10 protein-coding genes are annotated in these 14926 nt (G+C 47.8%); 8 read left to right on the top strand and 2 right to left on the bottom strand.

Translation table 11 applies throughout. The features are described from left to right. The first annotated feature begins 105 nt into the window (after positions 1–105). From V7S65_RS17045 to V7S65_RS17035, 3 genes are all read left to right on the top strand, one after another. Entirely contained in the window at positions 106–2865 is a 2760-nt protein-coding gene (locus tag V7S65_RS17045; RefSeq protein WP_111576663.1) for a 2-oxoglutarate dehydrogenase E1 component, read from the top strand. Positions 2866–2961: 96 nt separating this feature from the next. Beyond that, the gene (odhB, locus tag V7S65_RS17040) at positions 2962–4539 is read left to right on the top strand and encodes a 2-oxoglutarate dehydrogenase complex dihydrolipoyllysine-residue succinyltransferase (RefSeq protein ID WP_336387384.1); all 1578 of its coding nucleotides are present in this window, start codon (positions 2962–2964) and stop codon (positions 4537–4539) included. A gap of 97 nt (positions 4540–4636) precedes the next feature. Then, positions 4637–5794 (top strand): RsmB/NOP family class I SAM-dependent RNA methyltransferase, encoded by a 1158-nt coding sequence (locus tag V7S65_RS17035; RefSeq protein WP_336387383.1) that lies wholly within the window; start codon positions 4637–4639, stop codon positions 5792–5794. A 75-nt stretch (positions 5795–5869) separates the two neighbouring features. Here V7S65_RS17035 and mnmA read toward each other — a convergent pair whose 3' ends face one another. Continuing rightward, entirely contained in the window at positions 5870–6976 is a 1107-nt protein-coding gene (gene mnmA, locus V7S65_RS17030) for a tRNA 2-thiouridine(34) synthase MnmA (protein ID WP_111576660.1), read from the bottom strand. Positions 6977–7186: 210 nt separating this feature from the next. Here mnmA and V7S65_RS17025 point away from each other — a divergent pair, with 210 nt between their 5' ends. Genes V7S65_RS17025 through V7S65_RS17005 form a run of 5 tightly spaced genes read left to right on the top strand, consistent with a single transcriptional unit; the run spans position 7187 to position 13069 of the window. Then, positions 7187–8680, top strand: a complete 1494-nt coding sequence (locus V7S65_RS17025; protein WP_111576659.1) for a tagaturonate reductase — start codon at positions 7187–7189, stop codon at positions 8678–8680. 7 nt (positions 8681–8687) lie between these two features. After that, on the top strand, positions 8688–10082 hold the full coding sequence (gene uxaC / locus V7S65_RS17020) for a glucuronate isomerase (RefSeq protein WP_336387382.1): 1395 nt from the start codon (positions 8688–8690) through the stop codon (positions 10080–10082). Beyond that, positions 10082–11080, top strand: a complete 999-nt coding sequence (locus V7S65_RS17015) for a sugar kinase (protein WP_079469275.1) — start codon at positions 10082–10084, stop codon at positions 11078–11080. Before uxaC ends, V7S65_RS17015 begins: the two co-directional genes overlap by 1 nt. A 3-nt stretch (positions 11081–11083) precedes the next feature. Beyond that, positions 11084–11746: a bifunctional 4-hydroxy-2-oxoglutarate aldolase/2-dehydro-3-deoxy-phosphogluconate aldolase gene (locus V7S65_RS17010; protein ID WP_336387381.1), complete on the top strand. Its 663-nt coding sequence runs from the start codon at positions 11084–11086 to the stop codon at positions 11744–11746. Between the two features lie 33 nt (positions 11747–11779). Then, the gene (locus V7S65_RS17005) at positions 11780–13069 is read left to right on the top strand and encodes an MFS transporter (protein WP_079469273.1); all 1290 of its coding nucleotides are present in this window, start codon (positions 11780–11782) and stop codon (positions 13067–13069) included. Positions 13070–13213: 144 nt separating this feature from the next. Here V7S65_RS17005 and V7S65_RS17000 read toward each other — a convergent pair whose 3' ends face one another. Further along, positions 13214–14860, bottom strand: a complete 1647-nt coding sequence (locus V7S65_RS17000; protein ID WP_111576655.1) for a UxaA family hydrolase — start codon at positions 14858–14860, stop codon at positions 13214–13216. Positions 14861–14926 lie beyond the last annotated feature (66 nt).

Below are 14926 nucleotides of genomic sequence, written 5' to 3'. Positions count from 1 at the left end.
CCAACCAGCGTATCGAAAAACGAGCGATATTTGCAATCCCATATATTAATATATTGGGATCAACAGAAAAGTATTTGAACTGAAGATCAGCAAAACTCGTTGTAAATGAAGGACTTCTCATTCGTCACCAACTCACATCCTGCTTACATTGAATCGTTATACCAGGATTTCCGCAAAGATCCCAACTCTGTAGACCCGGATTGGGTTAAATTTTTCGAAGGATTTGATTTTGCAGTATCCAATGTAAACGGCAAGGCGGCAACATCAGCGCCGGTAGCAGGAGGCAGCACTTCGTTGCCTGTGAGCGACGACCAGCTGGCGAAAGAACTGGGCGTGTACCGCCTGATCCAGGCGTATCGCAAAAAAGGCCATTTAATTGCTAAAACCAACCCCATCCGTGAAAGAAAGGACCGCAAGGCCAACCTGGATCTTGCCAGTTTTGGATTAGGGGACGCTGATCTTAAAACCGAATTTTACGCAGGAACTACCATTGGCGTGGGTAAAGCCTCCCTGGAAAAGATCGTTGCCTATCTGCAGCAGATCTACGCTGGTTCCGTAGGACTTCAATACACTTACATCAACGACCGTGATAAAGCGAAGTGGATGGAGAAAGAATTTGAGTCCATTATGTTGCAGCCATTGTCGCTGGAGCAGCGTAAACGCATCCTGCAGAAGCTGAACCAGGGCGTTATTTTTGAAAAGTTTCTTCACACAAAATATATCGGACAGAAGCGTTTCGGCCTGGAAGGCGGAGAATCCACCATTCCGGCGCTGGATGCCATCATTAACGTAGCCGCAGAGTATGGCGTACAGGAATCTGTGATAGGAATGGCCCACCGTGGCCGTTTAAACGTACTGGCCAATATCCTGGGTAAAACCTACGAACAGATCTTCAATGAATTTGAGGGCCTGGCCGTACCGGATATGACCATGGGCAGCGGCGATGTGAAATATCACCTCGGCTTCCGCTCCCAGGTAACCACCCCCGGTGGCAAACCCGTTAACCTGCAACTGATGCCCAACCCTTCCCACCTGGAAGTAGTAGATCCAATCGTGGTCGGATTTGCGCGCAGTAAAGCAGATGTGATCTACAACAGCGATTACGATAAAATACTGCCCATCCTCATTCATGGCGACGCCGCCGTGGCCGGTCAGGGGATTGTGTATGAAGTGGAACAGATGAGCAAACTGAAAGGATACTACGTAGGTGGTTCCATTCACTTTGTGATCAATAACCAGATCGGCTTTACCACCGATTTTGATGATGCCCGCTCCTCAGATTACTGTACCAGCGTGGCATCGATTGTACAGGCACCGGTATTCCATGTAAACGGCGACGACGCAGAAGCAGTGGTGAAAGTATCCCAGCTGGCCGCCCGCTACCGTCAGGAATTCAACGAAGATGTGTTTATCGACATGGTTTGTTACCGCAAACATGGTCACAACGAAGGCGATGAGCCCAAGTTTACACAGCCGAGCCTCTACGCCCTGATTGAAAAACACGCTAATCCGCGTGAAGTATATACCCAGTTCCTCCTGAACAACGGAGAATCTGAAGCACAGGCATTGGCCAAAGAAATGGAAAAAGGCTTCTGGGACGATTTACAGGCACGCCTGGATGAGGTAAAACAACATCCACTGCCTTATGTAAGCCAGAAACCGGAACAATGGTGGCAAGCGCTGCGCAAAGCCACCCCACAGGATTTTGACGCTTCCCCGGTAACCGCTATCAAGGAAGACGACTTTAAACGGTTGTTCGACGGCCTCATGAAATGGCCTGAAAACTTCGTGCCCCTGCGTAAAGTGAGCAAACTGCTGCAGGACAAAATAAAACTGTACCAGGATGAAGGCAAAGTGGATTGGGCCACCGGTGAACTGCTGGCCTATGCCAGCCTCCTGATTGAAGGGAAAGACGTAAGAATGAGCGGGGAAGATGTAAAACGCGGTACTTTCTCTCACCGTCATGCGGTACTGTTTGATGAAAATACGAATGAAACGTATAGCCGTCTCAGTCATCTCCAGGAAAACCAGGGTAAATTCAGAATTTATAACTCTTTATTGAGCGAATATGGTGTATTGGGCTTTGAATATGGCTATGCGATGGCCAATCCCAATAACCTGGTATTGTGGGAAGCGCAGTACGGCGACTTTGTAAACGGCGCACAAACAGTGATTGATCAGTACATCAGCAGCGCAGAACAGAAATGGACTACGCAAAATGGCCTGGTAATGCTGCTGCCTCATGGTTATGAAGGTGGTGGACCGGATCACTCCAATGCCCGCCCGGAACGCTTCTTACAACAATGCGCAGAAGAAAATATGGTGATCACCAATATCACGACTGCCGCCAACTTCTTCCATGCGTTACGCCGTCAGTTAACCTGGCAGTTCCGCAAACCACTCATTAACTTCTCTCCAAAAGCAAATCTGCGTCATGTAGGCGCTTACTCTGCTATGCAGGAATTTACACAGGGAGGCTTTAAGGAAGTACTGGATGATCCGTTTATCGACGACGCCGCTGTGGTGAAGAAGGTATTACTGTGCTCCGGTAAAATGTATTTTGATCTGAGTGACAAACAGGCTAAAGATGATCGCAAAGATGTAGCGATTGTTCGCCTGGAACAACTGTATCCGCTGCCGGTTAAACAACTGGAAGCCATTGCACAGAAGTATAAGGGAGCTACTTTCTTCTGGGTACAGGAAGAACCACTGAACATGGGTGCTGCAGCCTTCCTGCAAATGAACCTGAAACAGATCAACTATGGTGTTATCAGTCGCAACCCGAGCGCTTCTACAGCAACCGGTTATGCGAAAGTACATGCCCGTGAACAGCAACAGATCATTGACACGGCTTTTAACATCTAAAAAAATTCAAAGTATAAACAGAATAACGGGGTTTTACGTTAAGCTAAAGGCTAACCGCTAAACGCAAAACCTGGTATCACCATCAACTGATTAAATATGGTTATCGAAATCAAAGTCCCTACGGTAGGAGAATCTATTAGCGAGGTAACAATTGCAAAGTGGTTGAAGAAAGACGGAGATTATGTTCAGCAGGACGAGGTATTGTGTGAAATGGAATCAGAGAAAGCAACCTTCGAACTGAATGCAGAAAAGGCGGGCGTTCTCAAAATTGCCCCCGCAGCTCAGGAAGGAGCTACTTTGAAGATTGGTGATGTAGCCTGTACTATCGATACAGACGCCGCCGCACCAGCAACCGGCGCCGCACCGGCAGCTGAACCTGCTGCACCTGTAGCAGCCGCGCCAGCGCCTGCTCCGGCAGAAGCCGCACCGGCAGCGCCTGCAGTGAATAAAGGGACGATTGAAATGAAAGTGCCTACAGTAGGAGAATCTATCAGTGAAGTAACACTGGTAAAGTGGCTGAAGAATAATGGTGATTATGTAGAGCGTGATGAAGTGGTATGTGAACTGGAATCTGAGAAAGCTACCTTTGAACTGAATGCAGAAGAAGCCGGCGCACTGATTACTGTAGCAAAAGAAGGCGATACTTTAAAAATAGGCGATGTTGCCTGTAAAATTGATACCAGTGTTGGCAGACCAGCAGGCAAAGCCGCACCGGCAGCCGCTCCCGCTGCACAACCAGCTAAAGCCGCTCCACAGCCGCAACAGGCCCCTGTTACCAGCATCCCGAACGATGTGAAAGCATCACCGGTAGCTGCCGCAGTGATCGCAGACAAACACGTGGATCCCTCCAGCATCAAAGGTTCCGGCGCTCATGGCAAGATCATGAAAGACGATGTATATGCTGCCCTGCAGAATCCGGGTGTAGCCATCGGTCAGGAAATGTTTACCCGTGCCGAACGCCGCGAAAAAATGAGCAACCTGCGTAAAACTGTTTCCCGTCGCCTGGTGGAAGCGAAAAATACAACGGCCATGCTCACTACCTTCAACGAGGTAGATATGACAGAAATTATGGCGCTGCGTGCCAAGTATAAAGAAGTATTCAAAAAACAGCATGAGGTAAACCTCGGCTTCATGAGCTTCTTTACTAAAGCATGCTGCTTCGCTTTACAGGAATTCCCTTCCGTAAATGCTTATATCGACGGAGAAGAACTGGTATACCACGACTACTGCGATATCTCTATCGCGGTATCTGCTCCAAAAGGACTGGTAGTACCGGTGATCCGCAATGCAGAAAGCCTGGATATGGCAGGTATTGAAAAAGCAGTAGTAGAACTGGCCACTAAAGCCCGCGATAACAAACTGACCATGCCTGAAATGACCGGCGGTACTTTCACCATCACCAATGGTGGCGTATTTGGTTCCCTGATGAGCACACCTATCATCAACATCCCGCAGTCCGCTATCCTGGGTATGCATAAAATCCAGGACCGCCCGATGGCCATCAACGGCCAGGTGGTGATCCGCCCGATGATGTACCTGGCGCTGAGCTACGACCACCGTATCATCGATGGCCGCGAATCAGTAAGCTTCCTCGTAAGAGTAAAAGAAATGCTGGAAAATCCTGAACAACTGCTGTTTGGTAAAGATCCGCTGAAAGCATTGCTGAAACTCTAGTTTCAGCTGATAAGATAAAATGAAATCCGGTCTGTTATCAGGCCGGATTTTTTTGTGTTATCTCCCACAGCGTCAATATTAGCCCTTATCTTCGCGTATGACCCGTTGGGAAAATTACTTAGCATCCGCAGAAAAAATTATCGGCGCCTACCAGGGCAGCCTGCCATTACATCATTTCCTGAAATCTTTTTTTAAGGAACATCCCTACATGGGAGGCCGCGACCGGCGCTGGATTTCACAGCTGGTATATCATTACTTCCGCCTCGGGAACTGGGGTAAAAGCCTTTCCGTGAACGAGCGGATCATTACCGGCGCTTTCCTTTGTGAAGCCACACCGAATGATTTCCTGGCAGCTATCCGTCCTGCATGGAACGAGCAAATTGCATTGCCGCATGCCGATAAGGCTGCGCTCCTGCCTGTTCCTTTAACCCCCGGCACGCTTTTCCCGTTTCTGCCGGAGCTGTCAGCCGGTATAGATGCTAACGCATACGCCTATACTGTTTTAAAGCAGCCGCGGTTATTTATCCGGGTACGCAACAATAAGCTCGATAAAGTGCTGCAATTGCTGGATAAAGCAGCCATTGCGTATGAGCTGTTCGCTAATAACACTACCATAGCCTTGCCCAACGGCACTAAAATAGAAGTGGTAGTGCCGGAGAAAAGCTGGTATGAGGTGCAGGACGCTTCCAGTCAGCAGACCGGTGAATTGTTCCATCCGCAGCAACACCAGCGCTGGTGGGATTGTTGTGCTGCCAGTGGCGGTAAATCCATCCTGCTCAAAGATCAGCAGCCTGGCGTGCAATTACTGGTATCTGATGTGAGAAGATCTATCCTGGAAAATCTGCAGCAGCGTTTTGCAACGGCAGGAGTGAAGCATTTTGAAGCACGGGTGGCCGATCTTACGGCAGAGAATTTCCCTGCGTCTATGGGGAGTCAGCAGTTTGATGGTATCATCCTGGATGCACCCTGCAGCGGCTCCGGTACCTGGGGGCGTACGCCGGAAAGTATCTCCTTCTTTAAAAAAGACGAGATCGGGAAGTACCAGCAGTTGCAGAAGAAGATAGCCCATAATGTGGCGCCATTTGTAAAAAAAGGCGGCTCGCTGATCTATATTACCTGTTCTGTTTTTAAACAGGAGAATGAAGAGGTGGTGAAGTATATAGAAGAGATCAGTGACTTGCGGAAGCAGGAAGGAGGCGTGATTGCGGGGTATGACAAGGGAGCGGATACGATGTATGCAGTAAGATTATCTTAGTTTTTGAAGATAAAAAAAGGGTGGGAAGATCTGTCTTCCCACCCTTTCTGTTTATCTATCTTATGAAATTAATTCTTACAAAACCGGCATCGTCCGCTGGATAATACCTCCGCCAACTACATCGTCGCCTTCATAAAAAACAGCCGACTGACCCGGAGCAATGCCTTTCACGCTTTCGTAGAAGCTTACTTTTACCTGCCCGTTTTCATTGTACAGGTTACTCAGCGCGCCTTTATCTTTATAGCGGATCTTGGTAACTGCTTCCATGCCTTCCGGAATGGTATCGTATTTACCCATGTTGATACCGCTTACGAACATCTCACTTCTCTGTAATTCATCTTCATTGCCTAAAACCACGGTGTTGGTTTCGGGGATGATTTCGGTTACAAAAACAGGGCGTCCGAGGGCAATATCAAGCCCTTTACGCTGTCCAACGGTATAGAAGGGGTAACCCTTGTGATGACCAACGATAGTGCCGTCTGCCAGCACAAAATTGCCTCCGTTTACTCTTTCTTCCAGACCCTCTACTTTTCTTTTCAGAAAACCGCGGTAGTCATTATCCGGCACAAAGCATATTTCATAGCTTTCTGCTTTTTTAGCCAGTTCGGGATAGCCGAAATCAAAGGCCATCTGGCGTATTTGTGTTTTACGGTATTTGCCTAAAGGAAGAATGGTGCGGGCCAGTACATCCTGTTGGATGCCCCACAGTACATAGCTCTGGTCTTTGGTTTCATCAAGACCCTTGCTGATCACATAACGGCCGTTGTCGTGCTGACGGATCTGGCCATAGTGGCCGGTGGCAATAAACTCACAATCCATTGCGTCGGCACGTTTCATCAGTGCGCGCCATTTTATATGGGTATTGCACAGTACACACGGATTGGGAGTACGTCCTGCAATATATTCCTCGACAAAATTATTCACTACAAAATCACCAAATTCATCGCGGATATCCAGCACAAAGTGCGGAAACCCGTGATGCACCGCTGCCGCGCGGGCGTCGTTAAAAGAATCCAGGTTACAGCAGCCGGTTTCCTTTTTACTGGAACCAGCAGATGCATAATCCCAGGTTTTCATGGTGATACCCACCACGTCATACCCCTGTTCATGCAGCATCAACGCCGTAACAGTGCTGTCTATACCACCACTCATGGCTACCAGCACTTTACCATGCTTGCTCATTTATAAAAGTTTAGAGCAACAAAATTACTTAAATTTAAGCCAACGGCCATCTGTGCTTTATTGATCCTGACAATGGCCGGATTGATTCTGATTATATCGTTGATATAATTTTAACGTGTTTGAACGATTATTTCCGGAAACATTATAAATTGTTAATTGTGAATTATATATTTATTAGTTTTAGCCACCTTATAGCATAAATCAGTTGTAATGCTACCTATATTAAACAAAGAATTTATATTAAAAAATCAGGATTCCGGCGTTCATGAAAAAACATTCACCTTCCCGGAAAAGATCCTTCAATTTGGTACTGGCGTGCTTTTGCGCGGTTTAGTAGACTATCTCGCAGACAAAGCCAACCGCCAGGGAATTTTTGAAGGAAGGATTGTGGTGGTGAAATCGACCGACGGTGATACTGTTGATTTTTCCAGTCAGGACTGCCTGTTTACCACCCATATCAAAGGTGTTTCCCAGGGAGAACTGGTAGACCAGGTGCTGATCAACTCCGCTATTAGCCGGGTTTTGCAATCGAATGCAGAATGGCAGGAAATATTAGCTGCTGTTCATCAGCCCGCTTTGCAAACAATTATTTCCAACACCACGGAAGTAGGGATCCAGTATGTTCCGGAAAAAATAGCTGACGGTGTACCGGCCTCGTTCCCCGGCAAATTGCTGGCGGTGCTATGGGAGCGGTTTACCTATTTTAAAGGCAGCGCCAACACCGGCTTTGTGATTGTACCTACAGAGCTGGTGGTAGATAATGGCCGCCTGTTAAAAGACATTGTACTGCAACTGGCCGCTTATAATGAACTGCCGCCGGCTTTTATTACATGGATCCAGCAGGATAACCAATTCTGTAATTCCCTGGTAGACAGGATCGTTCCCGGCAAACCCCGCAACCTGGCTGAAATTGAGCAAAAAGCAGGGTACACGGATAAATTATGGATAGAAGTAGAACCCTACCTGTTATGGGCTATAGAGGGTAATGAACATACCCGTTCTGTATTATCTTTTTATAAGGCAGATGAAAGAATGCTGATTGAGCCCAGCATTACACCATTCCGTGAACAGAAGCTCCGGTTACTGAATGGCAGTCATACAGCAGCAGTACCATTGGCTTTCCTGTCGGGCCTCAACACGGTATACGAATGCATGCAGGACGATTATATGAGTCATTTCTTCAAAGAAGTGGTGCTCCGCGAAATACTGCCTACTATTGAAGATACCTGTCCTACCGCTACTGCATTTGCGCCGGAAGTACTCGACCGTTTTGCCAATCCGTTTATTGCGCATAAGCTCATCAGCATCACTTTCCAGGAAAGTTCCAAGATGAATGCCCGCAATGTGCGCACACTGGTACGCTACTACGAAAAGTATAAAACACTCCCGCCTCACCTGTGCCTGGGCTTCGCCGCCATGCTGCTGTTCCTGCAGCCGGAGCGTGAAGAAGCAGGTAAATATTATGGCAACAGGGACGGGGAAGAATACGTTATTACAGATGACAATGCCCCGGTTTTTGCAGCCTGGTGGCGAACTCACACCGATATAAATGATATGGTAACCGGGATCTGCAGCGACAAACGTTTGTGGGAAACAGATCTGACGGCCATTCCAGGCTTTGCTGAACAGGTAGCCGGCATCTTAAAAATGCTGAAAAGCAATGGTGTGAAAGCATTTATTCAATCGCAGCTGCTCAAAAATTAATCATGTTATGAAGGAATTTCTGTCTGAGGATTTTTTATTAAAAACGGAAACGGCTAAACGATTATACTTTGATTACGCCGCCGCTATGCCGGTGATCGATTATCATAACCATCTGCCGCCGGATGAAATAGCAGGGAATAAAACATTTGACAACCTATACGCTATCTGGCTGAAAGGAGATCATTATAAATGGCGCGCTATGCGTGCCAACGGTGTGCCGGAGGAGTTTATTACAGGCCCCGCCGACGACTATACGAAATTCCGTCACTGGGCAGCTACTACGCCATATACAATGCGCAATCCTTTGTATCACTGGTCGCATATGGAGTTAAAAAATCCTTTCGGCGTAACCGACCTGCTGAGTGAAAAAACAGCGGAGAAAATATACCACGATTGTAACGCACAATTGCCCCGGTTATCCACACAAACACTCCTGCAACATTATAAAGTAGACACGCTGTGCACAACCGACGACCCGGTAGATTCGCTGGAGCATCACCGTGCTATTGCCAATAAACCTTTTGGTACGCGGGTGCTGCCTACCTTCCGCCCCGACAGGGCAATGGCGGTGGATAACCCGGAGGTGTTCAACCGTTTTATTAATGAGCTGGCAGCAGTTACCAATAAAGAGATCACGAAGTTTGAGGACCTCATTGAGGCACTCCATAGCCGGCATACTTATTTTCATGAAGCCGGCGGCCGCCTGAGTGATCATGGCATCAGCACCTTTTATTTTTCACCGGCTACCGGAAGGGAACTGGATACTATTTTTTACAATACCCGCAACCACCGCGCGGCCACACCATACGAGAATGCGCAGTTTAAAACGGCCATCCTGCTGGCGGTATGCGAATGGAATCATGAAAGGGAATGGACACAACAGTTCCATGTGGGCGCTATCCGTAATAATAATTCCCGCTTACTGCAACGGGTAGGGGCGGATGCCGGTGTGGATTCAATCGGCGACTGGCGCGTTGCGGAAGCCATGAGCGCATTTTTTGATGCACTGGATAAGAAAGATAAGTTAACAAAGACAGTAGTATATAACCTGAATCCTTCCTACAATGAAGTTTTTGCTACGATGGCAGGCAACTTCCAGGATGGCGCCATTCCCGGCAAAATTCAGTATGGTTCCGGATGGTGGTTCCTGGATCAGAAAGATGGTATGGAAAAGCAAATGAATGTATTGAGCAACATGGGTTTGCTGAGCCGGTTCGTAGGAATGTTAACCGATTCCAGAAGTTTTCTGTCTTATTCCCGGCATGAATATTTTCGCCGTATTTTGTGTAACCTGATCGGCAACGATGTGGAGCAGGGAGAGCTGCCAAATGATGTTGCCTGGTTAGGGAAAATGGTACAGGACATTTGTTACTATAACGCAAAAGCATATTTTGGATTCTAATGAAGCCGGTAAAAGTTATCACATTCGGAGAAATATTATTACGCTTGTCGCCGCAGCTGGCGCAAAATACGGCCGCCGTTTATGTAGGCGGGGCGGAAGCCAACGTGGCCGCGGCATTGGCCAACTGGGGCACGGAAGTGGCGTATATCAGCAAGGTGCCTGAAAATGGGTTGTCGAAAGACGTGCTGGAGCAACTGAGTAACCGCGGTATCCATACCGACAGGGTGTTGTGGGGTGGTGCGCGCATTGGTATTTATTACCTGGCGCAGGGCAGCGACCTTAAACATGCGGAGGTAGTGTACGACAGGGCCTGGTCGTCTTTCAGCGAAATAGTGCCGGGCACTGTTGACTGGGACGCATTGCTCGGTGATGCGGAATGGTTTCACTGGAGCGCTATTACACCCGCATTAAACCCTGCTGCCGCGGAGGTTTGCAAGGAAGTATTGCAGGCCGCCACCCGGAAGGGAATGACCATTTCCACCGATCTTAACTACCGCAGTAAACTATGGCAGTATGGCAAAAAGCCGGTGGAGGTAATGCCGGAGCTGGTTCAGTACTGCGATGTAATCATGGGCAACATCTGGGCCGCCAATAATATGCTGGATACCGCGCTGGATACCGCTGCGCTGGAAGCCAATACCAAAGATATTTTCCTGCAACAGGCAGAAAAGGTAGCCGCGGAAATCACTGCTACGTACAAACGCTGTAAGCGGGTGGCTTTTACTTTCCGTTTCAGTCATGCTGCCACGCATAATCTGTACTACGCCTTTTATTATAACGAAGGACAGATGAGCATTTCCCGTGAGTACGACACCAATGACGTAGTGGATCGCGTGGGTAGCGGAGACTGCTTTATGGCCGGGCTCATACATGCCCAGCTGCAGGGACTGGATGATCAGCAGATCATTTCCTTTGCTGCTGCCGCCGCGTATTCCAAGTTTTTTGTGAAAGGAGATTTTAATACTACTTCTGAAAAAGAAATAATAAAACTGATATAAGATATGGCACCAAGTCCTGAAACAATTATAGCAGCATTTGAGCAAAGCGGGATTATTCCGGTTTTTTATCATGATGATGAAAATGTTTGCCTGGAAGTACTGCAAGCCTGTTATGATGGCGGCTTACGGGTATTCGAATTTACCAGCAGGGGAGAAAATGCACGTAAGAACTTCGCTACCCTGCGCGACAGGAAACTGGCTGCCATGCCGGATTTATACCTGGGTATCGGAACTATTAAAAACGCATCGGATGCAGCCGTGTATGCCGGTATGGGCGCCGACTTTATCGTATGTCCCGTAACTGATCCGGAAACGGCCGCTTATTGCAGTGCGGAAAGCATTACCTGGATTCCCGGCTGTATGACGCCAACGGAAATTTCTGTTGCAGAAAAGAGTGGCGCCAGGCTGGTGAAGCTGTTCCCGGGCAATGTACTGGGGCCGGGTTATGTAAATTCCATTAAACCGCTGTTCCCGCAACTGAAATTTATGCCTACGGGCGGTGTAGAACCTACCCGGGTTAGTATGGATGCCTGGTTTGACTCCGGAGTGGTATGCGTGGGAATGGGGTCTAACCTGCTGTCCAAATCCCTGATCGAAAGCAAGGACTGGAGCGCGCTGAAAGATAAAATAGTGCAAACGTTTGCATTTCTCAGGCCGAAGAAGTAACTTATACACTTTATAAATTCCAAATAAACCGTAATGAATTCCACAACTTTAGGTAAGTATCGCTGGCGGGTATGCGCACTTTTATTTGTTGCGACGACCATCAACTATATAGACAGGCAGATATTAGGATTGCTTAAAACTGATTTATCAGCTGAGTTTCACTGGTCAGAAACAGCTTACAGCAACCTGGTGATGGCGTTTTCCGCTTCCTATGCGATTGGCTTGCTTTTCTTTGGCGCATTGGTAGATAAGATCGGTTCCAAACTGGGATACGCGGTTTCTATTGTGGTATGGAGCCTGTCGGCTATGGCACACGGACTGGTGCGTTCCACGCTGGGTTTTGGTGTGGTAAGGTCTATCCTCGGCGTAAGCGAAGCGGGCAACTTCCCTGCGGCTATTAAAGCCACCGCAGAGTGGTTTCCAAAGAAGGAGCGGGCGCTGGCTACGGGCATCTTTAACTCAGGTTCCAATATTGCGGCTGTAATAGGACCGGCAATGGTATACTGGCTGGCCAGCAATCATGGCTGGAGAAATGCCTTTGTATGGACAGGCGCCATCGGTTTTATCTGGTTGATATTCTGGTGGATCTATTATGAAGTGCCTGCCCGTCACAAGAAATTATCCAAAGCAGAATTTGATCATATCCACTCCGACCAGGAAGTAGAAGAAGTGAAACCCAAACCTATTAAATGGAGTAAGCTCCTGGGTGTAAGACAAACATGGGCTTTCATATTTGGTAAATTACTGACTGATCCTGTGTGGTGGTTTTTCCTGTTCTGGTTACCGGGTTACCTGGAATCCATTTTCCACGTAAATATGAAAGAAACGCTGGGGCTGCCGGTGATCATTATATATTCCATTACCAGCTTTGGCAGTATCGGTGGCGGATGGTTATCTTCCCACCTGATCAAATCCGGCTGGCCGGTTTTCAAAGCGCGTAAAGTGTCTATGCTGATCTTTGCGCTTTGTGTATTGCCCATTATGCTTATACAGTATTCCAATAATGTATGGTTTGCTATTGCATTGATTAGTTTGGCCACGGCGGCTCACCAGGCATGGTCTGCCACCATATTCACCACTGCTTCTGATATGTTCCCGAAACGGGCCGTAAGTTCTGTGGTAGGTATTGGCGGTATGGCCGGATCTATTGGCGGTACGCTGTTCCCGATGCTGATTGGCGCTATGCTGGATCATTATAAGTTAATCGGCAACATCGGTATTGGCTATAATATTCTGTTCACTATCTGCGCCCTGGCTTACCTGGTGGCCTGGACAGTGATGCACTTCTTTGCACCTAAAATGGAGCAGGTGAATTTGAATTAATACAAGAACAATTTTTGATACTCATAAGAATAAAAACAAACGTCCGGACATCTGCCCGGACGTTTTCTATTTAAAATCTTTCTTCATCTTACAAAATCAAAAAGTAAAAATCGGTGTAATCCTGAAATACACGACAGTCGCTGCTTACAGGGAAACACCCCGTTTCCACGGAATAAAATCATCCTGGTTAAGTTGTTCTGCCTTTGTATACACTTCACCACTGGCGGTTTGGATCACATATTCCAGGATTTCTTCACCCATACCGGCAATACTCTGTTCGCCACTGATGATGGTACCGGTATTGATATCGATAATATCTTTCATACGGGTAGCCAGTTTGGTATTGGTAGCCAGTTTTACTACCGGCGCAATCGGGTTGCCGGTAGGCGTACCAAGCCCTGTGGTAAACAACACCACGTTAGCGCCGGAACCTACTTCTGCTGAAGTGGATTCAACATCGTTACCGGGTGTGCAAAGCAAGTTCAGTCCGGGTTTGGTTACATACTCTGTATAATCCAGTACATCCGTAACCGGTGAGGTTCCTCCCTTTTTAGCTGCCCCGGCGGATTTGATGGCATCGGTAATCAGGCCATCCTTGATATTTCCCGGAGACGGATTCATGTAAAAACCGGAACCTACCGACTGGGCCTGGTTTTCATATGCGCGCATAATGCGGATGAACTTATCGGAGGTTTCTTCTGTCTGACAGCGGTTAATCAGTTCCTGTTCCACTCCGCACAGTTCAGGAAACTCGGAGAGAATGGAAGTACCACCCAACGCCACCAGGAGGTCGGAAGTATGACCTACAGCCGGGTTAGCTGAAATGCCGGAAAACCCGTCGGAGCCGCCGCATTCCAGTCCTATTACCAGCTTGGAGAGCGGGCTCGGCTGGCGGGTCAGCTTATTGGCTTCTACCAGCGCGAGGAAAGTATCTTTAATGGCGGCAGACAGCATCGCAAATTCGGAAGCGCTTTTCTGCTGCTCGTATACCAATACCGGTTTGTTAAAGGCCGGGTTAAGTTTTTTCAGTGATTCCTGGAGGATAGATACCTGCGCGTGCTGGCATCCCAGGCTAAGAATAGTGGCTCCGGCAACATTGGAGTGATGAATATAACCGGCCAGCAGGGCGCACAGGGCGTCTGAATCCTGGCGGGTACCACCACAGCCTCCTTCGTGGGTGAGGAATTTGATACCGTCAATATTCGGGAAAACCACATTACGTTTACTCGTTTCCGTTAGTGCGCCAGCCTCATAGTTTTTAATGGCTTCCAGGTCGCCGCTTTTATAAAGGGAAACCAGGTCAGTTACCTGTTCGTTATATACTTCGGCAGGAGAAAAACCAAGTCCTTTTTCGAAAGCGGTTTTAATCACACTCACATTCCTGTTTTCACAAAAAACCAACGGAATCACCAGCCAGTAGTTACGGGTACCTACCTGGCCATCGGCCCGATGATAGCCCATAAAGGTGCGGGTTTTCCATTTACTCACATCGGGCGCCTGCCATTCCAGGGAGCTGTCTTTTTCATGGAATGCGTTGGCATCATGAATCACATTTTCTGTGGTAATGGTTTCGCCCTTCCCGATGCTTTTGCTGGCTTTGCCTACCAGTACGCCATACATCGTGATGGGATCGCCCTCTCGGATGTCATTTATCAGGAATTTATGTTTAGCAGAGATATTTTGTTGCAGTTGAATGTTATGTCCGTTAAATGAGATATCGGTTCCTACCGGTATATCCTGTAAGGCTACCAGCACATTATCATCAGGATGAATTTGTAAATAAGCGTTCATAAGAGCTAAAGTAGTAAATAACTGCTCCGGCTGGTGATAGTAAAATGTTAATCCATGATAAGATTT

Origin of the sequence: Chitinophaga sp. CCNWYY40, assembly GCF_037483205.1 — a bacterium.
GTDB classification, from domain to species: Bacteria; Bacteroidota; Bacteroidia; order Chitinophagales; family Chitinophagaceae; genus Chitinophaga; species Chitinophaga ginsengisegetis.
This window is presented reverse-complemented; position numbering and strand designations above follow the sequence as displayed.

Excerpts from the sequence above, each read along its gene's own strand:
- uxaC (WP_336387382.1), top strand. The coding sequence starts at position 8,688 with ATGAAGGAATTTCTGTCTGAGGATTTTTTATTAAAAACGGAAACGGCT.
- V7S65_RS17005 (WP_079469273.1), top strand. The coding sequence starts at position 11,780 with ATGAATTCCACAACTTTAGGTAAGTATCGCTGGCGGGTATGCGCACTT.
- V7S65_RS17025 (WP_111576659.1), top strand. The coding sequence starts at position 7,187 with ATGCTACCTATATTAAACAAAGAATTTATATTAAAAAATCAGGATTCC.
- V7S65_RS17035 (WP_336387383.1), top strand. The coding sequence starts at position 4,637 with ATGACCCGTTGGGAAAATTACTTAGCATCCGCAGAAAAAATTATCGGC.
- V7S65_RS17000 (WP_111576655.1), bottom strand. The coding sequence starts at position 14,860 with ATGAACGCTTATTTACAAATTCATCCTGATGATAATGTGCTGGTAGCC.
- V7S65_RS17045 (WP_111576663.1), top strand. The coding sequence starts at position 106 with ATGAAGGACTTCTCATTCGTCACCAACTCACATCCTGCTTACATTGAA.
- mnmA (WP_111576660.1), bottom strand. The coding sequence starts at position 6,976 with ATGAGCAAGCATGGTAAAGTGCTGGTAGCCATGAGTGGTGGTATAGAC.
- V7S65_RS17010 (WP_336387381.1), top strand. The coding sequence starts at position 11,084 with ATGGCACCAAGTCCTGAAACAATTATAGCAGCATTTGAGCAAAGCGGG.
- odhB (WP_336387384.1), top strand. The coding sequence starts at position 2,962 with ATGGTTATCGAAATCAAAGTCCCTACGGTAGGAGAATCTATTAGCGAG.
- V7S65_RS17015 (WP_079469275.1), top strand. The coding sequence starts at position 10,082 with ATGAAGCCGGTAAAAGTTATCACATTCGGAGAAATATTATTACGCTTG.